The 24,925-nt window shown below is 64.4% G+C and carries 22 protein-coding genes; 14 read left to right on the forward strand and 8 right to left on the reverse strand.

The genetic code is table 11. The features are described 5' to 3' along the window. Positions 1 to 268 precede the first annotated feature (268 nt). Positions 269 to 1,483: a voltage-gated potassium channel protein gene (kch, locus tag ABB29_RS11310; RefSeq protein ID WP_157062610.1), complete on the forward strand. Its 1,215-nt coding sequence runs from the start codon at positions 269 to 271 to the stop codon at positions 1,481 to 1,483. A 65-nt stretch (positions 1,484 to 1,548) separates the two neighbouring features. Here kch and ABB29_RS11315 read toward each other — a convergent pair whose 3' ends face one another. Together ABB29_RS11315 and bfr are read right to left on the reverse strand one after the other, a co-directional pair. Then, entirely contained in the window at positions 1,549 to 2,235 is a 687-nt protein-coding gene (locus tag ABB29_RS11315; RefSeq protein WP_057659057.1) for a thiopurine S-methyltransferase, read from the reverse strand. A gap of 168 nt (positions 2,236 to 2,403) precedes the next feature. Further along, on the reverse strand, positions 2,404 to 2,892 hold the full coding sequence (gene bfr / locus ABB29_RS11320) for a bacterioferritin (protein ID WP_057659059.1): 489 nt from the start codon (positions 2,890 to 2,892) through the stop codon (positions 2,404 to 2,406). 170 nt (positions 2,893 to 3,062) lie between these two features. Here bfr and ABB29_RS11325 point away from each other — a divergent pair, with 170 nt between their 5' ends. The 4 genes from ABB29_RS11325 (at position 3,063) to ABB29_RS11340 (ending at position 7,504) form a co-directional block, all read left to right on the forward strand. Continuing rightward, a complete protein-coding gene (locus ABB29_RS11325; protein ID WP_057659061.1) occupies positions 3,063 to 5,453 on the forward strand; it encodes a penicillin acylase family protein in 2,391 nt (796 codons plus the stop codon). 192 nt (positions 5,454 to 5,645) lie between these two features. After that, positions 5,646 to 6,251 carry a sulfite oxidase-like oxidoreductase gene (locus ABB29_RS11330; protein WP_057659063.1) on the forward strand — a complete coding sequence of 202 codons (606 nt, stop codon included), beginning with the start codon at positions 5,646 to 5,648 and terminating at the stop codon, positions 6,249 to 6,251. A 32-nt stretch (positions 6,252 to 6,283) separates the two neighbouring features. Then, on the forward strand, positions 6,284 to 6,736 hold the full coding sequence (locus tag ABB29_RS11335) for a hypothetical protein (protein WP_057659064.1): 453 nt from the start codon (positions 6,284 to 6,286) through the stop codon (positions 6,734 to 6,736). A 3-nt stretch (positions 6,737 to 6,739) separates the two neighbouring features. Further along, complete coding sequence (locus tag ABB29_RS11340; protein WP_057659066.1) at positions 6,740 to 7,504, forward strand: FAD-binding oxidoreductase; 765 nt, start codon at positions 6,740 to 6,742, stop codon at positions 7,502 to 7,504. Between the two features lie 155 nt (positions 7,505 to 7,659). Here ABB29_RS11340 and asnB read toward each other — a convergent pair whose 3' ends face one another. From asnB to map, 6 genes are all read right to left on the reverse strand, one after another. After that, positions 7,660 to 9,354 carry an asparagine synthase B gene (gene asnB / locus ABB29_RS11345; RefSeq protein ID WP_057659067.1) on the reverse strand — a complete coding sequence of 565 codons (1,695 nt, stop codon included), beginning with the start codon at positions 9,352 to 9,354 and terminating at the stop codon, positions 7,660 to 7,662. A 251-nt stretch (positions 9,355 to 9,605) separates the two neighbouring features. Beyond that, positions 9,606 to 10,733 (reverse strand): succinyl-diaminopimelate desuccinylase, encoded by a 1,128-nt coding sequence (gene dapE, locus ABB29_RS11350; protein ID WP_057659070.1) that lies wholly within the window; start codon positions 10,731 to 10,733, stop codon positions 9,606 to 9,608. Beyond that, positions 10,730 to 11,089 carry a Spx/MgsR family RNA polymerase-binding regulatory protein gene (locus ABB29_RS11355; protein ID WP_057659071.1) on the reverse strand — a complete coding sequence of 120 codons (360 nt, stop codon included), beginning with the start codon at positions 11,087 to 11,089 and terminating at the stop codon, positions 10,730 to 10,732. Before ABB29_RS11355 ends, dapE begins: the two co-directional genes overlap by 4 nt. Before the next feature lie 64 nt (positions 11,090 to 11,153). Continuing rightward, complete coding sequence (gene dapD, locus ABB29_RS11360) at positions 11,154 to 12,092, reverse strand: 2,3,4,5-tetrahydropyridine-2,6-dicarboxylate N-succinyltransferase (protein ID WP_245622623.1); 939 nt, start codon at positions 12,090 to 12,092, stop codon at positions 11,154 to 11,156. After that, entirely contained in the window at positions 12,047 to 14,689 is a 2,643-nt protein-coding gene (gene glnD / locus ABB29_RS11365; protein WP_057659075.1) for a [protein-PII] uridylyltransferase, read from the reverse strand. Before glnD ends, dapD begins: the two co-directional genes overlap by 46 nt. A gap of 10 nt (positions 14,690 to 14,699) precedes the next feature. Further along, on the reverse strand, positions 14,700 to 15,494 hold the full coding sequence (gene map / locus ABB29_RS11370; RefSeq protein WP_057659078.1) for a type I methionyl aminopeptidase: 795 nt from the start codon (positions 15,492 to 15,494) through the stop codon (positions 14,700 to 14,702). 402 nt (positions 15,495 to 15,896) lie between these two features. Between map and rpsB the strand changes: the two genes are divergently transcribed. From rpsB to ABB29_RS11415, 9 genes are all read left to right on the forward strand, one after another. Beyond that, positions 15,897 to 16,706 (forward strand): 30S ribosomal protein S2, encoded by an 810-nt coding sequence (gene rpsB, locus ABB29_RS11375; protein WP_057659079.1) that lies wholly within the window; start codon positions 15,897 to 15,899, stop codon positions 16,704 to 16,706. Between the two features lie 136 nt (positions 16,707 to 16,842). Then, positions 16,843 to 17,721, forward strand: a complete 879-nt coding sequence (gene tsf, locus ABB29_RS11380) for a translation elongation factor Ts (RefSeq protein ID WP_057659081.1) — start codon at positions 16,843 to 16,845, stop codon at positions 17,719 to 17,721. Between the two features lie 167 nt (positions 17,722 to 17,888). Further along, a complete protein-coding gene (locus ABB29_RS11385; protein WP_057659083.1) occupies positions 17,889 to 19,373 on the forward strand; it encodes a sensor domain-containing diguanylate cyclase in 1,485 nt (494 codons plus the stop codon). A 103-nt stretch (positions 19,374 to 19,476) separates the two neighbouring features. After that, complete coding sequence (gene pyrH / locus ABB29_RS11390; RefSeq protein WP_057659085.1) at positions 19,477 to 20,205, forward strand: UMP kinase; 729 nt, start codon at positions 19,477 to 19,479, stop codon at positions 20,203 to 20,205. 133 nt (positions 20,206 to 20,338) lie between these two features. Beyond that, a complete protein-coding gene (locus ABB29_RS11395; protein WP_057659087.1) occupies positions 20,339 to 21,256 on the forward strand; it encodes a cation diffusion facilitator family transporter in 918 nt (305 codons plus the stop codon). 276 nt (positions 21,257 to 21,532) lie between these two features. Further along, positions 21,533 to 22,090 (forward strand): ribosome recycling factor, encoded by a 558-nt coding sequence (gene frr / locus ABB29_RS11400; protein ID WP_057659477.1) that lies wholly within the window; start codon positions 21,533 to 21,535, stop codon positions 22,088 to 22,090. Between the two features lie 8 nt (positions 22,091 to 22,098). Beyond that, on the forward strand, positions 22,099 to 22,857 hold the full coding sequence (gene uppS, locus ABB29_RS11405) for a polyprenyl diphosphate synthase (RefSeq protein WP_057659089.1): 759 nt from the start codon (positions 22,099 to 22,101) through the stop codon (positions 22,855 to 22,857). Next, entirely contained in the window at positions 22,854 to 23,693 is an 840-nt protein-coding gene (locus ABB29_RS11410) for a phosphatidate cytidylyltransferase (RefSeq protein ID WP_057659092.1), read from the forward strand. The genes uppS and ABB29_RS11410 overlap by 4 nt, the downstream gene beginning before the upstream one ends. 1 nt (position 23,694) lies before the next feature. Beyond that, entirely contained in the window at positions 23,695 to 24,897 is a 1,203-nt protein-coding gene (locus ABB29_RS11415) for a 1-deoxy-D-xylulose-5-phosphate reductoisomerase (RefSeq protein WP_057659094.1), read from the forward strand. The last annotated feature ends 28 nt before the right edge of the window (positions 24,898 to 24,925 follow it).

Raw genomic sequence — 24,925 nt, forward strand, 5'->3', positions numbered from 1 at the left:
AGCGTCTATTCACCGCGGCGCGCCTCGATGCCGCACGCTGTGTGCACGGCGGCGGCACCCAACAACGCCGAATCAGGTATTTGTCACCTGGTTAACGTAGCTATCCTGCTGCGGTGCATGCAAGATGCTGGACCTCGACTTCGCTGTACACCAAGCCGTCTTCAAGCTCAGGTAAGGGCTTCAACGGATTGCTTGCGTGTGCATTACCCAGCCATTAGTCGTACCTTGGCCGGAAGGCGCGGCCAACGCGGCACCCATCATTGCCACCATGCCCCATATCAGAAAGCTGAAAAACAAAGTTCTATCGCTGTTCAAGCCCGCATGGAGCCTGGCGGCGCTGGTCGCCGTCAGTGGTTATTTCTTCCTGTCTCCGGTCCTGCCGCAGCTGTGGCGGATGCTTCCGGAGATGATGCAGTCCAGCCACAGCTGGGGCCAGATTTTCACCGATCTGGGCTTGCTGAAGCTGCCACGGGTGATCATCGGCAGCGGGATGATGCTGATTGCCGTCGGACTGCTGCTGCGCGCAAGAATTGCCTGGGCATTCTCGCTGCTGCTGCTGGCTTCGATGGCCTTTCTGAGCCTGGTGGAACCGCACCAGACCCTGCTTCCCTTCGTTTCCTCGATACCGCTGCTGTTGGCGCTGGTGTACTACTGGCGGGTCTTCGACCGGGCCAGCCTGGCCGCAAGCACTCTGTTTGCGGTCATCAGCCTTGTTTCACTGCTGCTGTACTCGGTGTTTGGTGCGTTGTTCCTGGGCCAGGAGTTCTCCCAGCCGATTACCGACTTGTCCACCGCTTTCTATTTTTCGATTGTCAGCATGTCCACGGTCGGCTACGGCGACATCACTCCGGTGAGTGATTCGGCAAGGCTGTTCACTGCCTCGATCATCATCATGGGCATTACCGTGTTCGCAACCTCGGCCAGCGCAATCATCGGCCCGATGATCGGGGGCAATCTCAAACAGATCATTACCGGCAGGATTTCTCACGTGATGCACAAGAACCATTTCATCATCGTTGGCGCCACTCCGCTGGCTGTCAGCGTCTTCCGCGGGCTCAAGGAACGGGGCGAGACAGTCACCTGTATTGTTCCGCATGGGGTTGACCACCGCTATCCCGCGGAAACCGACGTGATCATCGGCGACCCCACCAACACCGAGACGTTGCTGCAGGCCGGCGCCAACAAGGCCAAGTACGTCATGGCCCTGCGTGATGACGACGCCGAGAACGCCTTCATCATCCTGGCCGCCAAGGAGGTCATTGGCCCGGATACCAAGACGGTGTCCGTGGTCAATGCCAGCCAGCACCTGCAGAAGATCAAGCGGGTCCAGCCGGACATGGTGTTTTCGCTACAGTTGCTCGGCAGCGAATTGCTGGTGAGGACCCTCAGCGGCGAAGCCATCGACAACCAGTTGATCACCTCCCTGTTCTTCGGCGACAGGCAGGACCTGGAAACCACCCAGGCCGGACCGGAAACTACCTGAGGCATGCCTTGAAGATCGATTGCTGATCGTTGCCTTCCAGCGCTTCGCCCGCTCGAACAGCGGCGTTAGCCTGCCGATGGAACGGCGACGGGATCCTGGAGATGATCCAGCCGATACAGCGTGGTGGACAGGTCGGTAACGCCATCGGCAATGAAAGCAGGTTCTCTGGACAGAATGTCCTGATGCTCCTGCCGCTCGACACGCCATTGTGGCTGGAACAGTTGGTCAACCGCATCCGCTGTCACCGAGAACGGCGGCCCGGACTTTTCATGCTGCGGATATTCCAGAGTAATCAGCAGTCCGCGGCAATCCCGTGGCAACTGTCCGTAGACGTGTCGCACGTAACGCTGACGCAGGTCCTCGGGCAAAGCAATCAATGCCGCGCGATCATAGACACCACGGCAATCCGCCAGCATCTGCATGTCCAGATCAAACACGTCGCCGCAGATCAGTTCGATATTGCCTGCGTGGTGGTGCACGCCGTAACGGGACCGGCTGATGCGAGGAACAAGATCGTTCTCGGCAAAGAACTGCGCCACCGCCAACGCCGAAAGTTCCACGCCCAGCACCTGGTGGCCGCACGCGGCCAGCCATATCATGTCCAGCGATTTGCCGGCCAGCGGTACCAGCACGCGACTGCCGTCCGGCATCCGTAGGGCTGGCCAATGGCGCTGCAGCAATGGCATCACCCTGTCCTGGTGAAACCCAGTCTTCCCTTGCTGCCAACGTTGCAGCCAGAACTCCGCTTCCATAGTCCGCTCACCGCTGAATGACCAGCCTGCACGATAGCGCGCTTTGCCACCGCAGGCGTGGCTGCTGTTTCCACCTGCGGCCGCCGGGATGGGCCGCGGGCGGCTGGCTGACGCTGGAAAAACAAAGGGCCCGACGGGCCCTTTGCTGGATCCGGCGATGCAGGCGGGTCAATCGGCCGATACGCCCTCGCCTTTCATCTTTGACAGCTGGTAGCGCTCGATGCCGATGCGCTTGATCAGCGACAGCTGCTGTTCCAGCCACCAGGCGTGATCTTCTTCGGTGTCTTTCAGCTGTGCCAGCAGGATGTCGCGACTGACGTAATCCTGGTGGCTTTCGCACAGCTTCATGCCGGCAGCCAGATTGGCGCGCACTTCGTATTCGACTTCCAGATCCCGGGCCAGCATCTCCTCGACGCTACGTCCCTGTGTGAACGCGGTCGGCGTCATCTCAGGATCGGCTTCCAGGAACAGCAGGCGACGCAGGATGGCGTCGGCGTGTTCGGTTTCTTCCTGCATCTCGTGATTGATGCGCTCGTACAGGGCATGCAGGCCCAGATCCTCGTAGCGACGGGAATGGATGAAGTACTGGTCGCGGGCCGCCAGCTCGCCACGCAGCAGTTGCTTCAGGCAATCGATGACTTCGGGGTGGCCTTTCATGGCGGATACTCGTTGGGGATGGACGCATGATGCACGATCCGGCGTATCGCCGATGAAATCGGAATCAGTATCAGTTGCGGTCCAGATCCGGCGCCTGACGGTGTCCTAGGAAGCCCCTTCGGTCATGTCCGCATGGAATAATCGGCCAAGGGGACTCTCCGGGAACATCCATGCTGAAGTGGCTCAAACGCATCATTCTGGGATCGCTGTTGTTGCTGGCGGTGTTGTTGCTCACCGCGACCTGGCTGCTGCGTGGCAGCCTGCCGCAGCTGCAAGGCGAGCATGCGCTGACCGGCCTGGATGCGGGCGTCAGCGTGCAACGCGATGCGCTGGGCGTGGTCACTATCGATGCCGCCAGTCGCGACGACGCGATGCGGGCCCTGGGCTATGTACACGCACAGGAACGCTACTTCGAAATGGACCTGATGCGGCGGACCGCGGCCGGCGAGCTGTCCGAACTTTTCGGTCCGGCGGCGCTGGATCTTGATCGCAGCCACCGCGTGCACAGGCTGCGTGCCCGGCTGAGCGGCCATCTGGATGCCTTCATGGGCCAGCAGGCACCGCAGCTGCAGGCGTACACCGACGGCGTCAACCAGGGACTGGCCGGCCTGCGGGTGCGGCCTTGGCCCTATCTGCTGCTGCGACAGGCACCGCGGCCATGGCAGCGGATCGATTCGGCATTGGCCGGCTATGCGATGTACTTCGATCTACAGGACGCCTCCAACCAGCGCGAGCTGGCCCTGCAGCAGCTGCGCGAAAACCTGCCGCCAGCGTTGTACGCCCTGCTCAGCCAGGCGGGCAGCGAATGGGATGCTCCATTGCTCGGCCCGGCCATCGGCAATGCCGTGCTTCCCGATGCCACGCAGGTGGACCTGCGCAGGTTGCCCACGGCCGACGGCCATGCCGGGATACCCGCGACCGATGCCGCGCCGGGCAGCAACAACTGGGCAGTCGGCGGGGCGCTGACCGCTGACGGCCGCGCGATCATTGCCGATGACATGCACCTGGGCCTGCGCGCGCCCAATATCTGGTTCCGCGTGCGCCTGCGTTTCCCTGATCCGCTGGCACCGGGCGGCAAGGTCGATGTATCCGGTTTCAGCCTGCCCGGCCTGCCTGCGATCATCGTCGGCAGCAATGGTCACATCGCCTGGGGTTTCACCAACGCCTACGCCGATACCGCCGACTTCTACCGGGTGCGCCCATGTCCCGACGGGCAGCCGGCGGACACCTGCGAGCCGGTGCGGCGTCACCGCGAAATCCTCCGGATAAAGGACGCGCCGGCGCAGACGCTGGTGGTGGAAGACACCCGCTTCGGGCCGATTACCGCGCATGCCGGCAACGGCGACGCGTTGGCGTTGCGCTGGGTCGCGCAGTTGCCCGGATCGCTGAATCTGGAGCTGGGCAGGTTCGACCGCGTCGCCGACCTGACGCAGGCCATCGAGATCGCCGATGGTACCGCCACGCCCGCGCAGAACCTGGTGCTGGGAGACGCCAGCGGCAGCATCGGCTGGCGCATCCTCGGTCCGCTGCCACAGCGCGCCCCCGGTTGCGCGGGCGCTGACCACATCCAGGACATGCCACGCTACGCCGATGCATCGACCAGCCAGCCGTCGTGTCCGCCCTGGCCGATCCGCAGTGACAGTTCGCCGTGGTTCAGCGCTGATGCCAATCACCGTATCTGGACCGCCAATGCGCGCACCGTCGATGGCCAGACGCTGGCACGGATCGGCGATGCCGGCTACGCACTGGGTGCGCGCGCCGCGCAGATTCGCGATGGCCTGTTTCGCCAGGACCAGTTCGACGAACAGAAAATGCTGGCGCTGCAACTCGATGACCGGGCAGTTTTCCTGCAGCGCTGGTGGGCGCTGTTGAATGCTTCGGCAAAGGCGCCGGGTGCCGGGCCGGCCATCAAGCAACTGGCCGCGGCAGCCGGCCACTGGGACGGGCGCGCCAGTACCGATTCGGTCAGCTACCGCATCGTGCGCGGCTGGCGGCTGGCGGTCCACCAGCGCATCGAAGCCGGCCTTGTCGGGCCGGCGCGACGTGCATTGGGCGATGAACTGATCATGCCCAGGCTGCCGCAACTGGAAGCGATTGCCTGGCCGTTGCTGCAGCAGCGGCCGCTGCATCTGCTGTCACCGGATTACGCCGACTGGGATGAGCTGCTGGAAAGCGCGGCCCGCGAGGTCGGCGATGAGCTGGTTGCGGCCGGGCCGCTCGCGCAACGCAGCTGGGGCGAACGCAATACCGCCAACATCTGTCATCCGTTGGCGCGTGCGCTGCCGGACGTCCTGCACCGGTATCTGTGCATGCCGGCCGAGCCACTGGCGGGCGACACCGACATGCCGCGGGTGCAGGGCCCGGCATTCGGGGCGTCAGAACGCATGGTGGTTTCGCCCGGCCATGAAGCCGACGGCATCATCCATATGCCGGGCGGACAAAGCGGGCATCCATTGTCGCCATTCTGGGGCGCCGGCCACGACGACTGGGTCCATGGACGTGCCACGCCATTCCTTCCAGGCGAGCCGGTTTACCGCATGCAGTTGCAGCCCGGGCATTGAATGCCTGCTGCAGCGCGTCTGCCCTTTCAAGACGGCATCGAAGCGATGTTCGTCTGATGTCCGCTTGATTGTGAGACAACTCTTTATTAACTCGATTGTCCGGAAACAAAACCGCGCTGCGGTATCCTGACCCGGGCTGACAGCCTCGGCGCCTGCGCCGCGTGCTGCAGAAAACGCATACAGGGAGGCCGCATGGCGACGCGTGGATTCAGTGGACGGGGGCGTAACAAAGAGCAACGGGAGCGATTGCCACCCGGCCAGTCATTGGTCAGCGGATTTCCCGTGCTCAGCGCCGGGCCGACGCCGGTCGTCGATCTCAACCACTGGAAGCTGGAACTCAAACATGGTCCGCGCCTGCTCGCCAGCTGGGACTGGCAGCAGTTCAATGCCTTGCCGCAGACCCGCCAGACGGTGGATATCCATTGCGTCACCACCTGGTCCAAGTTCGACACGGTCTGGCAGGGCGTACTGATCGAGGACCTGCTGTCTGCCGCCGGCATTGAAGCTCCCAGCAAGCATCTGCTGGCGCATTGCTTCGATGATTACAGCACCAACGTGCGGCTGGCCGATCTGCAGACCGGCAAGGCGATGGTGGCCACACATTACGACGACCAACCGCTGACCGCCGAACACGGTGGCCCGGCGCGCCTGCTGGTCCCGCACCTGTATTTCTGGAAGTCCGCCAAATGGCTCAACAAGCTGCAGTTCGTGCAGATCGAAACCGCCGGTTTCTGGGAGCTGCGCGGTTACCACCTGCGTGGTGATCCGTTCGAGGAACAGCGCTACGGCGGCCCCTGATTTCCATTCCCCATCATCCAACAAGGTAATACATGAAGACTTTCGACAAGCACCAGATCCGCGCCCGCATGCTTGAACTGGAACAGCTTTCCATTGATGAAGCAGAGAGCGAAACCGAAAAGCTGGTCAGCGGCGCGATGATTGATCGCAGCATGCCCCACGATGCGGACGGGCGTGCGCAGTCGGTGATCAGCGCCAACCTGGCGCAGCAGATCATCGGCCAGGTGCACGCACACGAACAGCACCTGCAACTCCTGGAAAGCATCGACTTTGCCGCCACCGACAGTGTCGACCGCGGTGCGCTGGTCAAGCTCAACGACCGCTGGCTGGTGGTGGCGGTGCCGACCCCGCGCTTCGAGGTCGATGGCGAATCCATGCTTGGCATCTCCTGCGAAGCACCGCTGGTCAAGGCGATGGTCGGCAAGCGTGCTGGCGAGAAGTTCTGCTTCAACGGCCGCGAGTTCAACATCCAGCAGGTGCTGTGAGCCATGGCGGTGTCGGCCGGCCAGACCGACCGCTGGCAATCGGCGCGCATCCTGCAGCTGCAGCCGCTGACCGGCAACATCCTGCGGGTGAGGCTGCAGTTGCAGCAGCCACGGCAGGCCCGAGCCGGCCAACACGTCGACATTCGCCTGACCGCCGACGACGGTTATCAGGCACAACGCAGTTACTCGCTACTATCGCCACCTGGCGACGATGACGTGATCGAGCTGGGGGTGGAGCGGATCACCGATGGCGAAGTGTCCGGCTGGCTGCATGACATTGCCGAAGTCGGCGATGAAGTTGAATTGCTGGGTCCAATTGGTGGTCATTTTGTCTGGGATGCGCAACATCCGACTCCGGCCCTGCTGATCGGTGGCGGATCCGGAGTAGTGCCGCTGCTGTCTATCGCAGCGCATCACCACGCCCAACACGGCAACACCGCGATGACCCTGGTCGCTGCAAGTCGTCTGCGCAGCGAGGTCGTGCTGGCCCCATCGCTGCAGACCTGGGCCCAGGCCAACCCGCAATTCCGTTATCAACTGGCACTGTCACGGGAAACCGTGGTCAGCGAACCTCACCAGCAGGCCGGGCATATCGACCTTGCCTTGCTGGCCGGCGCGATCGAGGCCATGGCGGTGGCAAAAGATCAGCTCATTTGCTACCTCTGCGGCAGCAACCGCTTCGTCGAAGCGATGGTACCGCTGCTGCGACAACTGGGCATCAACGACAGCGCGATCCGCACCGAGCGTTTTGGCGATGCGGTGTCGTAGCGCCGAGCTTGCCCGGCTGCGGTTGGTTTGAGGGCCGCTTGGCCAGGTATTGCTTGCACTTGGGTAAAAGCAGCGGAGCAAGCTCCGCTCTACCAGTAGGAGCAGCGGAGCGAGCTCCGCTCTATGGGCAGCGGTTAGCGGTTAGCGGTTAGCCGTCAGGATGGGCTGGTCTGGTAGGCGGTGTTATGGACGCCTGCAATAGCGCGGCCTGAAGGGTCGGCGGCAGCGGCGAAACTGGCATCCCAGGCAATCGCGACTGGTGACGAGCAGGCGATCGACTTGCCGCCCGGCACGGTTTCGGCCGCACCCGGGGTCGGGAAAAACTGCTCGAACAGGCTGCGGTAGTAATACGCTTCCTTGCTCTGTGGCGGATTGACCGGAAATCGCTTGGCTGCGGCCGCCAGTTCGCGATCACTGACGTGCTGGTCGGCGTGTGCCTTCAGCCCGTCAATCCAGCCATAGCCGACACCATCGCTGAACTGCTCTTTCTGCCGCCACAGGATCGATTCGGGCAGATAACCGGCAAAAGCCTCGCGCAATACCGCTTTCTCGATGCGTCCGTTGGCCTTGTCGACCATCTTGGCCTGCGCATCCATCTTCATCGCCACGTCCATGAATTCCACATCGAGGAAAGGCACCCGCGGCTCCACACCCCAGGCCATCATCGACTTGTTGGCACGCAGGCAATCATAGTTGTGCAGGGCATCCAGCTTGCGCACCAGTTCTTCATGGAATTCGCGTGGGTTCGGCGCCTTGTGGAAATACAGATAGCCACCGAATATCTCGTCGCTGCCCTCGCCCGACAGCACCATCTTCACCCCCATCGCCTTGATCCGGCGGGCCAGCAGGTACATCGGCGTCGAGGCGCGGATGGTGGTGACGTCGTAAGTCTCGATATGGCGGATGACTTCGGGCAAGGCATCCAGGCCTTCCTCGAAGGTGTATTCGAATCCGTGATGGACGGTCCCCAGCGCTTCGGCGGCGATCGCGGCAGCGGCGAGATCCGGCGAACCTTTCAAGCCGATCGCGAATGAATGCAAGCGCGGCCACCAGGCTTCCACTTCGTCATTCTCTTCCACCCGCTTGCGCGCGAACCGGGCCGCGACCGCGGCGACCAGCGAGGAATCCAGTCCGCCCGACAGCAGCACGCCGTAGGGCACATCGGTCATCAATTGCCGGTGCACCGCCTGCTCGAACGCCTCGCGCAATTCGCTGGCACCGACCTGCACGCCTTCGACCGCGGCGTATTCGCGCCATGGCTTGTGGTAATACCGGCTGAGCTGGCTGGTCGAGCTGTCGTAATAATGACCCGGTGGAAACTGGGCGACGTCGGCACAGGTGTCGACCAGCGATTTCATTTCCGAGGCCACGCACAGACGACCTTCGCGGTCGTGGCCCCAGTACAGCGGACACACCCCCATCGGGTCACGCGCGATCAGCACCCGCTTGCGCCGCGCATCCCATAGCGCAAAGGCGAAAATACCGTTGAGCCGGTTCAAAAGTTCGTCGATGCCGACTTCGGCATACAACGCGTTGATTACTTCGCAGTCGGAGCCGGTCTGGAATTCATACGGCTGGCTCAACGACTGCTTCAGTTCGCGGTGATTGTAGATTTCGCCGTTGACCGCCAGTGCCAGCCCGCCATCGGCCGAACGCAAGGGCTGCGAACCACCGGCCGGATCGACGATCGCCAGGCGCTCGTGCACCAGGATGGCGCCATCATCGACGTACACGCCGCTCCAGTCCGGGCCGCGGTGCCGCTGGCGCTGGGAAAGCTCGAGTGCCTGCCGGCGCAGCAGCGAAAGATCATCACCGGTCTGCAAGCCAAAAATGCCGAAAATGGAACACATGCGGAAAGCTCCTGGATGGGGTGCTGCAAATGAATCGGTGGGTGGACAGTCGGATAACAAAAAACCCGCACCTTGCGATGCGGGTTTCTGGTTTTCGGCTGGTGTTGCTTTTGCCTAGTCGCAGTCCCGCAAGTGACGCGCACGATTATTGGCCCGGGTATTGATACCCAGGTTGCGAATAATCACGGCGGCGGCGGAATGCGACGGCATGCAGGGAAGCTAACCGGTTTTGGCCGGGGCTGGCAAGGGGGTCAGGCCAGCAATTCGTGGATCAGCGCGTGATACAGGCCAGGCAGGCGTTCCAGATCCGCCAGCCGGATGTGCTCGTTGACCTGATGGATGCTGGCGTTGACCGGGCCTACTTCAATGCACTGCGCTCCCAGCGGCGCGATGAAACGCGCATCCGAGGTGCCGCCACCGGTGCTTTCTTCCGGTGCCGCGCCCGCAAACTCGGCCAGCACCCGGCGGGCGGTGGTACGCAAATGGCCTTCCGGGGTGTAGAACGGTTCGCCACTGCGATGCCAGCGCAGTTCGTATTGCAGCCCGTGCCGGTCCAGCAGCGCACTGATCTCCGCTTCCAGTTGTGGCGCGCTCCAGCTCGGGTTGTAGCGCAGGTTGAACAGCACCTCCAGCGAGCCGGGGATGACGTTGCTGGCACCGGTACCGGCATGGATGTTGGAGATCTGCAGGCTGGTCGGCGGGAAGCTCTCGTAACCGTCGTCCCAGTGGCGCGCGCTCAACTCGTGCAGGGCCGCCATGGCCTGATGGATGGGGTTGCGTGCCTTGTCCGGATAGGCGACGTGGCCTTGCACGCCGTGCACCTGCAAGGTGCCGGTCAGGCTGCCGCGCCGGCCGACCCGCAGCAGGTCGCCCAGCGCCGCGGTCGATGACGGTTCACCGGTGATGCACCAGTCGATTGCCTGCCCGCGTGCGCGCAGCAGCTCGGCGACGCGGCGCACGCCATGCAGGGCATCGCCCTCCTCGTCCGAGGTCAACAGCAACGCCAGCGTGCCTTGGTGGTGCGGATGCGCGGCGACATAGTGTTCCAACGCCAGCACGCAGGCGGCCACGCTGCATTTCATGTCCGCGCTGCCACGTCCGTACAGATTGCCGTCGCGGATGGCCGGTTCGAACGGATCGCTGTCCCATGCGTCGCGCGGCCCGGCCGGCACCACGTCGGTATGGCCGAGCAACAACAGCACCGGCGATCCGCTGCCATGGGTCGCCCACAGATTGTCGACGCCCTCGAAATGCAGGTGTTCGCAGGCGAAACCGGCGTGTTGCAGGCGCTCGGCCAGCAGCGCCTGGCAACCTGCGTCGTCCGGCGTCACCGATGCGCGGCGGATGAGTTCACTCGACAGCGCCAGGATCTCACTCATCCGGCCACACCAAAGCGCTTCTTGAATCCGTTGTCGCTGAATCCCTGCGAGAAATCCCCGCGTTCGTCGATGACCAGCGGCCGCCGCACCAGTTGCGGATGCTCGCGCAGCAACAGCTTCCATTCCGCATCCGAGCCCGGCGTCTTGCGGTTGTCAGGCAGTTGCCGCCAGGTTGTCGATGACTTGTTGACCAGGGAATCCCAGCCGCCAGCCAGCCCCGCCCATTCGACAAACGTATCCGGGCTCGGCAACTGTTCGCGGTAATCGATGAATTGATGTTCCAGCTCGAATCGATCCAGCCACTTGCGGGCTTTCCTGCAGGTGTCGCAGTTCTTCAATCCGTACAACGTGATCATGCTCGGTCAGGCTCCTTGTGCGCGCGATAATGATGGTCCAGACGACGGACAGCCGCCATTGCCATCAGTCCGCCAGGCCGCGCAGCAATTCGTTGACGCTGGTCTTGCTGCGGGTTTTTTCGTCGACCTGCTTGACGATGACCGCGCAGTAAAGCGAATAGCTGCCGTCGGCCGATGGCAGCGAACCGGACACCACCACGCTGCCCGGCGGCACGTAACCGTAGCTGATCTCGCCGGTGGCGCGGTTGTAGATGCGGGTCGACTGGCCGATGAACACACCCATGCCGATCACGCTGTGATGGCCGATGACCACGCCTTCGACCACTTCCGAACGCGCACCGATGAAGCAATGGTCTTCGATGATCGTCGGCGATGCCTGCAGCGGTTCCAGCACGCCGCCGATGCCGGCGCCACCGGACAGATGGCAATGCTTGCCAATCTGCGCGCACGAGCCGACTGTGGCCCAGGTGTCGACCATGGTGCCTTCGCCGACGTGGGCACCGATGTTGGTGAAGCTGGGCATCAGCACCACGTCACGGCCGAAGTGGCTGCCACGCCGGGCAATCGCGCCGGGCACCACTCGCACCCCGAGCGAGCGGAACGAAAATTCATCGAAGCCCTCGAAGCGCGCCGGGATCTTGTCCCAGAACGGCGCCGGGTCGGCCTCGACCACTTCCATCTCATTGACCCGGAAGTACAGCAGCACCGCCTTCTTCAGCCATTCGTTGACCTTCCAGCCACCATTGCCATCGGGCTCGGCCACGCGCAACTCGCCTGATTCCAGGCCCTCGATGACCTTCTCGACCACCGGCCGGGTCGAGCCTTCGACTTCGGTGGCGGTCAGTTCAGTGCGGCGTTCGAAGGCGCTTTCAATGGCGGACTTGAGTTCTTCCAGCGGTGAGGCAAGTGGCGTCATGGGGGTGTGGATCCGGTTGCGGTTGTATTGGATGTTGCTGATCAGATGTTTTTTTCGAAGCAGGCGCGCATCGCCTCTCGCAGCGATTGCTGGCTGGCTTCGGTCAACGGCTGGTCGCCTTCGTCACTGAGCTCGAACACGTCTTCGGCGCGTTCGCCGAACGTGGCGATGCGCGCGTCATGCACGCGCAGGTGCTGCCCGCGCAGCACCTGGGCCACGTCCGACAGCAGCCCGGGACGGTCCGGGGCGACGAAATTGAACAGCGTGTGGCGGCCGTCGGCACTGCATTCGAATTCCATGCGCGGGGCGAACTTGAAGTGCTTCAACTGGCGTGGCGTGGCCCGACGCGAAGTGCGTATCTGATCCAGCGGTTGCGCCAGCACTTCGCGCAGCTTGCGCTCGACCTCAAGTGGGTTGCGCGAGGCCCAGCTGTCAGTCGGCAGCAGTTCGAAAGTATCGAAGATGGTACCGCCCGGGCCATCCAGCACGCGTGCCTGGTGGATGCCGTAGCCCATCCGGTCCAGGGTCGCGACGATGGCGGCGAACAGACCATCGCGATCCGGTGAATGCACGAATACCTCGAGCGCGTCGGCATCGTCGCTGATGAGCCGGGCGCGGACCCGGGTTTCGCCCGCGCCTGCGCCATCGATGGCTTCAATCTGCCAGGCCAGCTGTTCGGGACGGAACCGCAGGAAGCTGTCCTCCGGCATCGCCTCGCACAGTGCCTCGGCGGTCTGCGCATCGTAACCATGCAGATCCAGCAACAGCCGTACCGACTCGCGCGCCTCGGCCTGGCGCTCTTCGGCCAGCACCGGGTGCGACAAGCCTTCGCGCAGGACCCGGCGGGCGGCGAAGTAAAGATCGGCCAGCAGCCGGTCTTTCCAGGCATTCCACAGTTTCGGGCTGGTGCCGGCGATGTCGGCACAGGTCAGCAGGTACAGATAATCCAGGTGCTCGCGGTCCTCGACCAGGGTGGCGAAGGCGTGGATGACTTCCGGGTCGGCGATGTCCTGTTTCTGCGCGGTCACCGACATCCGCAGGTGCTGCTCGACCAGCCAGGCCACCAGCCGGGTATCGGCATCGCTGAGCGCATGGGCGGCGCAGAATTCGCGTGCATCGACCGCGCCGAGTTCGGAATGATCGCCACCGCGGCCCTTGGCGATGTCATGGAACAGGCCCGCCAGCAACAGCAGCTCCGGCTTGCGCAGCCGCGGCCAGACTTCGTGGGCGATGGAGAAGCGCTCGTCGGCACGTCCGGAGGCGAAGGCAGCGATATTGCGCAACACCATCAAGGTGTGTTGATCGACGGTATAGACATGGAACAGATCGAACTGCATCCGCCCGGACACCCGCGCGAACGCCGGAATCCACTGTCCCAGCACCCCGAGCCGGGCCATCCGGGTCAGTGATTCGACCGCGCGCGGACCGCGCAGCAGGGCCATGAAGGCGCCGCGTTGCTGTGGCGTCGACGCGTTGTAGGCAGGCAACGTGGCCAGCGCTTCGGCCAACGCCCGCGCAGTGCGCGAATGCAGGCCGCGGATCTGCGGGTTGCCAGCCCAGGTTTCGAACAGGGCGAATACCTGGCTGATGTCGCCATTGGGCCATTGGCGGTCGCGCGCGGCCAGATAACCGCGGCGCGAGGCAAACGCGTCGTTGAGCGGAGTCGGTAGCGCTTCGCCGTCGAACTGTTCCTCGAAGCGCTGCAGCAGCCTATCGCTGATCCGGCGTACCACCGCCGCGCTGCGGTAGAAGCCCTGCATCATTTTCTCGACCGCCAGGCTTTCGGCGTCGTCGACGAAACCCAGGCGCTGGGCCAGGGTCTTCTGGTAATCGAAACTCAGCCGTTCCTCGGGCCGGCCAGCGACCCGGTGCAGTCCATAGCGCAGGCGTCCCAGCGCCTTGCGTTCACGCGCCAGCGCGGCTGCCTCGTCCTGGCCCAGTTGTTCCATCCCGACCAGGGGTTCCAGATCGCGCACGCCAAAGGTACGCAGCGCCATCCAGCCGAGCGTGTGCAGGTCGCGCAGGCCGCCCGGACCGTCCTTGATGTTGGGTTCGAGATTGTCGGAGGTATCGCCGAAGCGGGCATGCCGGATTCGCAATTCTTCGCGCTTGGCAACGAAGAAATCACGCGGCGGCCATACCCGGGCCGGTGAGATCGCATCGATCAGTACGGCTTCGTCATGCTCGTCGGCGACCAGCGGCCGTGCCTCGATCAAAGCGGTCAGCACGGTCTGTTCGGCGCTGGCGGCTTCGCTGCATTGGCGCGGCGAACGCACCGCGTGGCTGATCGGCAGGCCGACATCCCACAGCACCGCGAAGAATCGCGCCAACGCGTCATGGTGTTCACGCTGCTGCTCGATCTCGGCCATCACCAGCAGGTCGACGTCCGAGGCCGGGAACAGTTCGCCGCGTCCATAGCCGCCAACCGCGAACAGCGCCATGTTGCTGGCCTCTGGCACGCAGCGCAGCCAGGCTTCCTTCAGCAACTGGTCCACGGCGCGGGCGCGCAGGGCCAGCACCCGGTCCATGTCGAAACCATGGTCGAAGCGCTTGTCCAGGCGCGCGTCGGTATGCGCCAGCAGGGTCCGCGCCGCCGCCGCCCAGGCGACATCATCAGCCGCCTCCGGGCCGATATCCGGCCACCGCGCAAGCGTCTCGTGGGCGGCGGTGGCGGCTTCACTCACGCGGGGTGGCTCACAGGTCGTTGTCGTCGCCGGGGACGCGGGTCAGGATTTCCACGCCGTCAGCGGTCACCGCGACCGTGTGCTCCCACTGCGCGGACAACTTGCGGTCCTTGGTCACCACGGTCCAAGCATCGGGCAGCAGCCGGGTATGGCGGGTGCCTTCGTTGATCATCGGCTCGATGGTGAAGGTCATCCCTTCCTTCAGCACCAGGCCGTCGCCGGCGCGGCCGTAATGCAGCACCTGCGGCTCATCGTGATAGACCTTGCCGATGCCGTGGCCGCAGTATTCGCGGACCACCGAGAAGCGCTCGCCTTCGGCATACGACTGGATGGCGTGGCCGATGTCGCCCAGGGTGGCGCCGGGCTTGACCGCGCGGATACCGCGGAACATCGCTTCGCGGGTGGTTTCCACCAGCCGCTTGGCCATCACCGAGGGCGTGCCGACGTAATACATGCGGCTGGTATCGCCATGCCAGCCATCCTTGATCACGGTGACATCGATATTGAGGATGTCGCCATCCTTCAGCACCTTGCCCTCGCTGGGCATGCCGTGGCAGATGACGTTGTTGACCGAGGTGCAGACAGTGAACGGGAACGGGATACGCCCGTGGCCGCCGCCATAGCCGACGTTGGCGGGAATGGCCTGCTGCACGTTGACGATATGATCGTGGCAGATGCGGTCCAGTTCAGCGGTGGTCACGCCGGGTTTGACGTACGGCGCCACCACTTGCAGCACCTCGGCCGCCAGCCGGCCGGCGACGCGCATCTTCTCCAGTTCTTGCGGGGTCTTGAGATTGATAGGCATGCCGCATTATCGCTCATTCCGGGGCCGGCATCCCAGCACCGGCGGCGCCCGTGCCGGTGCGCCGGGTCCGGCCAGTGCTGCGCTGGCGGCGCCCGCCCCCGGCAACCCGCAGCCACTGGCAACTTGCCGGGGCCGGCCGAAACCGCTATGATCCGCGGGCTTTGTCGGGCCTTGGCCTGTCAAGCGCGCCCACGCCGGGCGACACCGGCGAATCCACACTCGCAGCATCATCCCGTGCCGGGGTGCCCAGGAAAGGCCGCAATCGCGGCCGTTCACCGGGTTCGGTCACGGAAGCTGCGGGGAGGCCCAACCCCGGAACCTTGTCCATTCGGCGGCTTACGCCGGCTGGCATCGCCTGCAACCTCAGACCGCGGCGACCGGTTCCCCATCAGGAGTTTTGCAATGCCCCAAGTCACCATGCGTCAGATGCTGGAAGCCGGCGTCCACTTCGGCCACCAGACCCGCTACTGGAACCCCAAGATGGGCCCGTACATCTTCGGCGCCCGCGGCAAGATCCACATCATCAACCTGGAAAAGACCGTTCCGCTGTTCAACGACGCGATGAACTTCATTTCCGGTGTGGCCCAGAAGCGCGGCACCATCCTGTTCGTCGGCACCAAGCGCAGCGCGCGCGAGGCGATCAAGGAAGAAGCCATCCGTTGCGGCCAGCCGTACATGACCCAGCGCTGGCTGGGCGGCACCCTGACCAACTTCGCCACCGTGAAGAAGTCGGTTGCCCGCCTGAAGGAACTGGAAGCCGCTGAAACCGACGGCACCTTCGAAAAGCTGGTCAAGCACGAAGTGCTGGGCCTGCGCCGCGAACGCGACAAGCTGGAAGCCAGCCTCGGCGGCATCAAGGACATGAACCGTCTGCCCGACGCCCTGTTCGTGATCGACATCGGCCACGAAGACATCGCCATCAAGGAAGCCAAGAAGCTCGGCATTCCGGTGATCGCGGTCGTCGACTCCAACTACGACCCGGCCCTGGTCGATTACGCCATCCCGGGTAACGACGACGCCATCCGCGCCGTGCAGCTGTATGCCCGCGCCGCCGCCGACGCCGTGCTGGAAGGCAAGGCTGCTTCGCCGAACGCCGCCACCGTGCGCGAGGAAGAGTTTGCCGACGCCGCTGGCGAAGACGACAAGCCGCGCCGCGCACCGGCCAAGAAGGCCGCTGCCAAGAAGACCGACGAAGCCGCTGCTGCCGAATAAGCACGCGTCATCGGCTTGCAACACCGCCACGCCATGGTGCGTGGCGGTGCTTCAGCACCGCGTTGGCTGAAACCATCGGCGGTGTGTCATTGGTGGGCCGAAGCCCGCCGCAAACGAATTCAACGAGGTATTTACCGTGGAAATTACTGCTTCCCTGGTCAAGGAACTGCGCGAGCGCACCGGCGCCGGCATGATGGAGTGCAAGAAGGCGCTCAGCGAAACCAACGGCGACATCGACGCGGCTGCTGAAGCGCTGCGCAAGTCGGGCCTGGCCAAGGCCGACAAGAAAGCCGACCGCGTTGCCGCCGAAGGCCGCATCGCCGTGGCCCAGGACGGCGGCAAGGCCGTGCTGGTCGAAATCAACTCCGAGACCGACTTCGTCGCCAAGGACGAGAACTTCCTGGCCTTCACCGACGCCGTGGCCAAGGCTGCGCTGGCCTCCGGCGTGAGCGATGTCGAAGCCCTGAAGGCGGCCAAGCTGCCCAGCGGCCAGACCGTCGAGGAAGCCCGTGCCGCGGTCATCGCCAAAGTCGGTGAGAACGTGCAGGTCCGTCGCATGGTCGCCATCAACAGCGACAACAACGTGGCGGCCTACGTCCACGGTGGCCGCATTGGCGTGCTGGTCGAAGTCAAGGGTGGCGACAGCGACCTGGCCCGTGGCCTGGCCATGCACGTGGCAGCAATGAACCCGCCGCACATCAAGGCGTCCGACGTGCCGGCCGACTTCGTCGCCAAGGAAAAGGAAATCGAACTGGCCAAGATGTCCGACAAGGACAAGAACAAGCCGGCCGACATCCTCGAGAAGATCATCAGCGGCAAGATCGCCAAGATCGTCAACGAAGTCACCCTGTACGGCCAGCCGTACGTGCTGGACACCGACAAGAACGTCGAAGCGGTGCTCAAGGCCGCCGGCGCCGACGTCATCAGCAGCCAGCGTCTGGCCGTTGGCGAAGGCATCGAGAAGGTGGTCGAGGACTACGCCGCCGAAGTGATGAAGCAGGCCGGCCTGGCCTGATCCCCGCTTCAACCTGCGTCACTGGAAAGCCGCGCTTGTCGCGGCTTTCTTTTTGCCTGGCCGGCATCGGATGACGCCAGCAGCCATCCCCTGCGCACATCAAACAACTGGACAATTGTGACGATAGGCTTAATTCTAGTTGGCTGACATTCATTTTCAGTCATTCGATGCGCGCCGATATCCAAGCCCAGCTACAGCTTCCACGCAACCTGCCTTCACCACCGGGCGTGGCGCTGCGCATCCTGCAACTGGCCCAGGATCCGGACGTACAGATGGCCGCAGCGGCCGACGTCATCGCCATGGACGCGGCCCTGAGCGCACGCATGCTGCGCATCGCCAACTCACCGCTTTACGCCAGCCGGCGGCGGGTCGACAACCTGAGCCAGGCGCTGACCCTGCTCGGCCTCAACGCCACCTTGACGCTGGCGCTGGGCTTTTCCATCGCCCAGGGCATGCGCGAGGACAGCGCGCAGCAGCAGCAACGGCTGTGGCGTGGCAACGTCATCGCCGCGCTGGCCGCGCGCCTGCTCGGCGAGCACATGAAACTGCCACGGCTGGAAGAACTGATGCTGGCCGGCCTGCTGCAGGACATCGGCATGCTGTTGCTGCTGCGGCTGCTGCCCGAGGAATATCCGACGCTGCTGGCACAGGCACGTGATCAGGCCCACTTGCAGGCGCTGGAGCGCGAACAGCTGCAGTGCAGCCATGCCGAGCTCGGCGCGTGGCTGGCACGGGACTGGCAGTTGCCGGCGCTGCTGCAGTCGGCCATCGCCCACAGTGAGCCCGCCAGCGCCAGCACTCCGTTCGAGGCCTGTGTCGCCACCGCCGCCTGTTTTGCCCCGTTGTGGCTGGACGACGACGGCCCACGGGCGCACGAACAGCTGCTTGAAGTCGCGCGCGATCTGCTGCAACTGGACAGCAGCGCGGTCGATGCGCTGATTACCCAGGTCGATGCGCTTCTGCCAGACATCAGCCAGATGTTCGACGTCAGCATCCCGCAGCCGCAGGCGATCGAGGCGATCATCGAACAGGCCCGCGAGCTGCTGGTGGTCCGCAACCTGATTGAAATCCAGGGCGCTGCCCGGGCCCGCCAGGATGCCGACGAGCTGGCGCTGAAAGCCCAGCAACTGGACGAGGCCGCGCGCCGGGATCCGTTGACCGGGGTATTCAATCGCAGCCAGCTGGACAAGGTGCTGTCGCAGGAGTTCGAGGCGGCGCAGCGGCATGGCCGCCCACTCAGTGTGGCGTTCGTCGATCTGGACGACTTCAAGCTGATCAACGACCGTTGGGGTCATCTGGTCGGCGATCAGGTGCTGCAGAACTTCGCCCAGCTGCTGCAGAAGAACCTACGCGGCAGCGACGTGGTCGCACGCTATGGTGGCGAGGAATTCCTGGTGGTCCTGCCCGGTACCGACGACCAGTTGGCACTCAAGGTATTGCAACGGGTCCTGCGCCAGATCGCAGGCGAACCGATGGTGAAGGTGCAGCAGCAGCCGATCCACGTGACCTTTTCGGCCGGCCTGGCGACGCAGGGCACGGTGGAGCGCTTCGCCGACGCGCAGGCGCTGCTGAAGGCGGCAGACGAAGCGTTGTACGGCGCAAAGCGCGAGGGCCGCAACCGAGTGCGCGCGGTCACCAGCGACGGACAATGACCACAGCGCAGCGCAGGTCGGCGCCACCCGCGCGCAGGCGGGACTGACGTCCATGGCGCCGCTCGGCTAGAATTGCGCCAGTCCAGCCGCCCAAGAGTCCCCCATGACCGCTCCCCTCGCTTTCCGCCGCGTCCTGCTCAAACTGTCCGGCGAAGCGCTGATGGGGGACGAGGACTACGGCATCGACCCCAAGGTCATCAATCGGCTGGCCCATGAAGTCATCGAAGCCCAGCACGCCGGTGCCGAGGTGGCACTGGTGATCGGTGGCGGCAACATCTTCCGTGGCGCCGGGCTGGCCGCCGGCGGCATGGACCGGGTTACCGGCGACCAGATGGGCATGCTGGCCACCGTCATCAATGCGCTGGCGATGCAGGATGCGCTGGAAAAACTCGGCGCCAAGGCGCGGGTGATGAGCGCCATCAAGATCAATGACGTCTGCGAGGACTACATCCGTCGCCGCGCCATCCGCCATCTGGAAAAAGGCCGGCTGGTGATCTTCGCCGCCGGTGTCGGCAGTCCGTTCTTCACCACCGATTCGGGCGCTGCCCTGCGGGCGATCGAGATCGGCGCTGATCTGCTGTTGAAGGCGACCAAGGTCGACGGTGTCTACGACAAGGACCCGAAGAAGCACGACGACGCGGTCCGCTACGAGAGCCTGAGCTACGACGAAGTCATCGCCCGCAACCTGCAGGTCATGGACACCGCGGCGTTTGCACTGGCCCGCGACAGCGAACTGCCGCTGCGCATTTTCGACATGGACCAGCCGGGCATCCTGCTGCGCATCCTGCGTGGCGAGAAGATCGGCACCCTGGTGCAGGGCCGCGGCAACTGACCGTCGGCGCCGGCGACGCATTCGCAAAGGCGAATCCACGCGGTTCGCCTTTTTTGTACGCCGTGTGCAGCCGGTGATCGGCTCGCGCCGGATGTAATTGTGTTCGCCAAGCGCTTCTTGCAAGCTGCCGCGCATGGCCCATTCCCACGCTCATCCACCCACTGGCGCCGCCGCTTCGGCGACCCGCGTCTTCGCCATCACCACCCTGCTCAACCTGGCCTACACGGTGCTGGAGGCAGGCTACGGTTTCCATACCAATTCGCTGGCGCTGCTGTCCGATGCCCTGCACAACCTGGGTGACGTCCTCGGCCTGGGCCTGGCCTGGGGTGCGGCGGCGCTGGCACGCCGGCACCCGACCGGGCAGCACACCTATGGCTGGCGACGCGCCACCCTGCTTTCGCCACTGGCCAACGCGGTACTGCTGATGGTGTTTTCTGGCGCGCTGGGCTGGGAAGCCGTGCGCCGTTTCAGTGCCCCGCCCGGGATCCCGGCCGTACCGGTGATGGTGGTCGCGGCGATCGGCATCGCGGTCAATCTGTTCGGCGCCTGGCTGTGCCGCGACGGCCACTCGCACGATCTCAACAAGCGCGGTGCCTTCCTGCATCTGCTGGCCGATGCGGCAGTCTCGCTGGCCGCGGTGCTGGCCGGGCTGGGCATGTGGGCATTCGGCTGGTCCTGGCTGGACCCGGCCACCGCGTTGCTGGTCGGGGTGGTGATCGCGGTCGGCACTCTCGGCCTGCTGCGCGAGAGTTTCAACGCGGCCATGGATGCGGTCCCGGCCGGTATCGATCAGGCCGAAGTCAACGCTTTCCTGGCGGCGCTGCCAGGGGTACAGGCCGTGCATCACCTGCACGTCTGGTCACTGGGTGCCGGCGAGATTGCCCTGACCGCGCATCTGGTCCGGCCTCGCGAACAGAACGATGACGCCTTCCTCGACAGCACGGTCGAGGCGCTGGAACAGCGCTTCGGCATCAACCACCCGACCCTGCAGATCGAACGTGGCTCGGATTGCAGCCATGATCGCCACGATGCTGCGCCGCACCATGACTGATCGCCATCTTCCTGTTGGCTGCAGGTAGCGCGCATACCGCCCTCCCTTCCGACGCAGGTCCCCCTGCCGACGTACTGGCTTACGGCGCTTTGTGGCCGGCCCCTTCAATGCTCGATAGCGCGTTGGAGCGCCGCCGCCGCGGCCCGCAAGGGCAAGCCGGTTGGTGCTGTCCGGCAGCGCAACCATCACCTGGCCGGCCGCAAACAGGCCTGAGCCGCTCAAGATCGCCCGCTTGCCCCTATAATCGGGGATCTACGATTTGCCATGGAACCCGTGATGCTCAACGAGATCAAGAAAGACGCGCAGATGCGCATGAACAAGAGCATTGAGGCCTTGCGCCAGGACCTGACCAAGGTCCGCACCGGCCGCGCCAGCACTGCGCTGGTCGAACACCTGAAGGTCAATTACTACGGTTCGGACATGCCGTTGTCGCAGGTCGCCAGCGTGGTGGTCAGCGACGCCCGTTCGTTGACCATCACTCCCTGGGAAAAGCCGATGGTCGCCGCAGTGGAGAAGGCCATCATCTCCTCCGACCTGGGCCTGACCCCGAATACCGCCGGCACCACCATCCGCATCAACATCCCCGCCCTGACCGAGGAACGTCGCAAGGAACTTTCCAAGCACGTCCATGGCGAAGGCGAGAATGCGAAGGTCGCGATCCGCAACATCCGCCGCGACGCCAACCAGCAGGTCAAGGATCTGCTGAAGGAAAAGCAGATCACCGAAGACGACGAGCGCCAGGCGGCCGACGAGATCCAGAAGCTGACCGACAAGTCGATCAAGGACGTCGATGAAGTGGTCAAGGCCAAGGAACAGGAATTGATGGCGGTCTGAGGACTGCCATGTCCGCCGACACCACGCCTGCCGTTCCCCGCCACCTGGCCGTCATCATGGACGGCAATGGACGCTGGGCGCAGCGCCGCAAACGACCCCGCGCCATCGGCCACCGTGCCGGTGCACGGGCGGTCAACGTGTGCATCGACTTCTGCCTCGAAAAAGGCATTGGCGCGCTGACCTTGTTCGCCTTCTCCAGCGAGAACTGGGGACGGCCGCAGGACGAGGTCGGCGCGTTGATGAAGTTGTTCCTCAACGCACTGGACCGTGAAGTCGACGAACTGCACCGACGCGGCGTGCGGATCCGTTTCATCGGCCAGCGCGAGCGCTTTTCCGAAAGCCTGCGCGCACGCATGGCCCATGCCGAACAGCTCACCGCCGGCAACCGCAGGCTGCAACTGGTCATCGCGGCCAGCTACGGCGGCCGCCAGGACATCGCCGATGCCGCTCGTTCGCTGGCGACCGATGTCGCCAACGGCAAGCTGCAGCCGGAGGCCATCGACGAGCACGCGCTGGCGGCACGCATGTCGCTGGCCGACCTGCCGGCGCCGGATCTGTTCATCCGCACTGGCGGTGACCACCGCATCAGCAACTTCCTGCTGTGGCAACTGGCCTATACCGAACTCTGGTTCACCGAACTGCTATGGCCTGATCTGGACGTTGACGCGTTGCAGAAGGCCATTGACGATTACGCCGGGCGCGAACGCCGCTTCGGCCTGACCAGCGCCCAGGTCAATCCGGGCGCCGTGGAGAATTCACCCGCATGAGCAAGCCAGGCGGCACCCAAGTCCGCGTCATCGCCGCACTGATCATGGCGCCGGCCGCCATTGCGGCCATCCTGTTGTTGCCGACCCCTTGGCTGGCGGCACTGGCCGCGGTCGTGTTCCTGACCGGGCTGTGGGAATGGCTGAAGCTGGCCGAAATCGACGACACCCTGCCGCGCACCGTGTTGCTGACCAGCAACCTGTTGCTGATGGTCCTGCTGGTATGGGCATCGGCCGGATCGATGGTGCTGTTCCAGATCGTTACCCTGATCGGTGTCGTCTGGTGGCTGCTGGCGCTGCTGTGGCTGCGTTACTTCCATTTCGGCTCCGACCACCAGACCTACGCACGGGTCTTCAAGTTGATGGCCGGCACATTGGCCATCGTCCCGGCCTGGGCGGCGCTGTGCCTGATCCATGCCAGCCCCGACAACGGCCACCGCTGGCTGTTCGTCGCACTGGCGATCGTCTGGGCCGCCGACAGTGGCGCCTATTTCGCTGGCCGTACCTTCGGCCGCCATAAACTGGCGCCGCGGATCAGCCCCAACAAGACCATCGAAGGCCTGCTCGGTGGACTGCTGGCCGGTTTGCTGGTCGCGGTGGCAGGCACCTATTTCGCCGGCAGTGGAACGGCGCAGTTGCCCGGCGTATTGCTGGTCGCGGCGTTCACCGTGCTGGCCTCGGTGGTCGGCGATCTGTTCGAAAGCCTGATCAAGCGGCATGTCGGCGCCAAGGATTCGGGCAACCTGATCCCCGGCCATGGCGGCATCCTGGACCGCATCGACGGGGTCCTGGCGGCGCTGCCGATCTTTGCCCTGGGCAAGGAAATCTTCGGCTTCTGACATGTCCGTTGTGCATCCCCATGAATCTCGACGGCAGGTGGCCGTGTTGGGCGCTACCGGCTCCATCGGTGCTTCGGCACTGGATGTCATCGCCCGCCACCGGCAACGGCTGCGCGCCAGCGTGCTGGCCGCCGGCAGTAATGTCGACGCGCTGATCGCGCTGTGCCGCACCCATCAGCCGGATCACGCGGTCATTGCCGACCCCGGCAGCCACGCGCGTCTGCGTGACGGTCTGCACCAGGCCGGGCTGAAAACCCAGGCCCACGCCGGTGGCCATGCACTCGACGCACTGGTCGCCAGCGATGCCTGCGACACCGTGGTGGCCGCGATTGTCGGCGCCGCCGGGCTGCCATCGACGCTGGCAGCGGCCCGCGCCGGCAAGCGTTTGTTGCTGGCCAACAAGGAATCACTGGTGTTGGCCGGCGACCTGCTGATGGCAGCGGCCAACCGGTCGAATGCGGAAATAATCCCTATCGACAGCGAACACAACGCCATCTTCCAGTGCCTGCGTTCACGCCAGACTCAGGGCGATGTCCGCCGCGTGCTGTTGACCGCCTCCGGCGGTCCGTTCCGTGGGCGCAGCCGCGCGCAACTGGCCGATGTCACCGTGCAGCAGGCGGTCGCCCATCCCAAGTGGTCGATGGGCCCCAAGATTTCGGTCGACTCGGCGACCCTGATGAACAAGGGACTGGAGCTGATCGAAGCCCACCATCTGTTCGACCTGCCGCGTGCAAAGCTGGACGTGCTGGTGCATCCGCAGAGCCTGGTGCACTCGCTGGTCGAGTTCGTCGACGGCTCGACCCTGGCCCAGATGGGGTTGCCGGACATGCGCACCTCGCTGGCGGTCGGCCTGGGCTGGCCACAGCGCATCGACTCCGGGGTTGCCGGGCTGGATCTGCTGCAACATGGCCGGCTTGAATTCGAGGCGCCGGATACCGATGCCTTCCCCTGCCTGCGGCTGGCATGGTCGGCGCTGGAGAGCGGCGGCACCGCGCCAGCAGTCCTCAACGCCGCCAACGAGATTGCCGTTTCAGCCTTTCTTCAGGGCAAAATCGGTTTCCTATCGATTCCTGCGCTGGTGGAAAGCACACTCTCCGCGCTGCCTGCCGCGCCTGCCGACTCACTGGAGGCGTTGCTGGAGGTGGATGCGCAGGCCCGTTCCCTCACCCGCAATGCCATCGCAGGCCACGCCATCCGTGCATGAACGCTTTCACCGCCAATCACGCCATTGA

Origin of the sequence: Pseudoxanthomonas dokdonensis, assembly GCF_001431405.1 — a bacterium.
GTDB classification, from domain to species: Bacteria; Pseudomonadota; Gammaproteobacteria; order Xanthomonadales; family Xanthomonadaceae; genus Pseudoxanthomonas_A; species Pseudoxanthomonas_A dokdonensis.

Coding starts and splice junctions, on each gene's coding strand:
- kch (WP_157062610.1), top strand. CDS start 269: ATGCCCCATATCAGAAAGCTGAAAAACAAAGTTCTATCGCTGTTCAAG.
- ABB29_RS11315 (WP_057659057.1), bottom strand. CDS start 2,235: ATGGAAGCGGAGTTCTGGCTGCAACGTTGGCAGCAAGGGAAGACTGGG.
- bfr (WP_057659059.1), bottom strand. CDS start 2,892: ATGAAAGGCCACCCCGAAGTCATCGATTGCCTGAAGCAACTGCTGCGT.
- ABB29_RS11325 (WP_057659061.1), top strand. CDS start 3,063: ATGCTGAAGTGGCTCAAACGCATCATTCTGGGATCGCTGTTGTTGCTG.
- ABB29_RS11330 (WP_057659063.1), top strand. CDS start 5,646: ATGGCGACGCGTGGATTCAGTGGACGGGGGCGTAACAAAGAGCAACGG.
- ABB29_RS11335 (WP_057659064.1), top strand. CDS start 6,284: ATGAAGACTTTCGACAAGCACCAGATCCGCGCCCGCATGCTTGAACTG.
- ABB29_RS11340 (WP_057659066.1), top strand. CDS start 6,740: ATGGCGGTGTCGGCCGGCCAGACCGACCGCTGGCAATCGGCGCGCATC.
- asnB (WP_057659067.1), bottom strand. CDS start 9,354: ATGTGTTCCATTTTCGGCATTTTTGGCTTGCAGACCGGTGATGATCTT.
- dapE (WP_057659070.1), bottom strand. CDS start 10,733: ATGAGTGAGATCCTGGCGCTGTCGAGTGAACTCATCCGCCGCGCATCG.
- ABB29_RS11355 (WP_057659071.1), bottom strand. CDS start 11,089: ATGATCACGTTGTACGGATTGAAGAACTGCGACACCTGCAGGAAAGCC.
- map (WP_057659078.1), bottom strand. CDS start 15,494: ATGCCTATCAATCTCAAGACCCCGCAAGAACTGGAGAAGATGCGCGTC.
- rpsB (WP_057659079.1), top strand. CDS start 15,897: ATGCCCCAAGTCACCATGCGTCAGATGCTGGAAGCCGGCGTCCACTTC.
- ABB29_RS11385 (WP_057659083.1), top strand. CDS start 17,889: ATGCGCGCCGATATCCAAGCCCAGCTACAGCTTCCACGCAACCTGCCT.
- pyrH (WP_057659085.1), top strand. CDS start 19,477: ATGACCGCTCCCCTCGCTTTCCGCCGCGTCCTGCTCAAACTGTCCGGC.
- ABB29_RS11395 (WP_057659087.1), top strand. CDS start 20,339: ATGGCCCATTCCCACGCTCATCCACCCACTGGCGCCGCCGCTTCGGCG.
- frr (WP_057659477.1), top strand. CDS start 21,533: ATGCTCAACGAGATCAAGAAAGACGCGCAGATGCGCATGAACAAGAGC.
- uppS (WP_057659089.1), top strand. CDS start 22,099: ATGTCCGCCGACACCACGCCTGCCGTTCCCCGCCACCTGGCCGTCATC.
- ABB29_RS11410 (WP_057659092.1), top strand. CDS start 22,854: ATGAGCAAGCCAGGCGGCACCCAAGTCCGCGTCATCGCCGCACTGATC.
- ABB29_RS11415 (WP_057659094.1), top strand. CDS start 23,695: ATGTCCGTTGTGCATCCCCATGAATCTCGACGGCAGGTGGCCGTGTTG.